2 protein-coding genes are annotated in these 536 nt (G+C 70.5%); one reads left to right on the top strand and one right to left on the bottom strand.

All coding sequences use genetic code 11. From position 1 onward, the window contains the following. Window positions 1-139: 139 nt before the first annotated feature. Complete coding sequence (locus G6O68_RS32070) at window positions 140-298, top strand: hypothetical protein (RefSeq protein ID WP_165253842.1); 159 nt, start codon at window positions 140-142, stop codon at window positions 296-298. A 31-nt stretch (window positions 299-329) separates the two neighbouring features. Here the strand turns inward: G6O68_RS32070 and G6O68_RS32065 are convergent. Continuing rightward, the coding region (locus tag G6O68_RS32065) for a hypothetical protein (protein ID WP_390625421.1) at window positions 330-536 on the bottom strand (207 nt) is incomplete at its 5' end.

Below are 536 nucleotides of genomic sequence, written 5' to 3'. Positions count from 1 at the left end.
GGAAGGTGTGGTTCGGACGCCCCGACCGGGGCGCGCGTCGTCGTCCCGCCCATTAACGTATCGTAATGGACGACGCGGTTCGATACCCTGCACCCTGTCATGCGATCGATTCGACCGCAACCCCTTCGAGCCGTGCCACATGCGGACCTCGGCGAGCGGGCGGAGCACGAACGAGAGCGGCTCCCGGCGAGGGGCCGGTGTCAGTCTTCAGGGCGTGACGACCGCCCGCGCCACCTCGACGCCCCTCGCCCGGACGGCCGTCGAGGACGTGCTGGAAGGCCGGCAGCCGGGTTACTGAGCTTCCTGGCCTCGGCCTCGGCGAAGTGTTTTCAGTTCGAGTCGCGGGCCGGGCGTCCCGCCGACTTGAGGAACGTCAGCAGCTCGCGTCCCGTGACCGGCTTCATCAGCCGGTGGTCGAACGCGGGACGCACGGCCCGAGCCAGGTCGTGGGCCGGGTCGTAGGCCGAGACGGCGACGATCACGGCTTCCGCCGTGCGTCCGTCGCCGCGGAGCAGCTCGGCGACCTCGTAGCCGTC

The sequence above is a fragment of the Paludisphaera soli genome (assembly GCF_011064595.1).
GTDB classification, from domain to species: domain Bacteria; phylum Planctomycetota; class Planctomycetia; order Isosphaerales; family Isosphaeraceae; genus Paludisphaera; species Paludisphaera soli.
The sequence above is the reverse complement of the archived record's forward strand: the minus strand, read 5'-3'. Positions and strand labels throughout refer to the sequence as shown.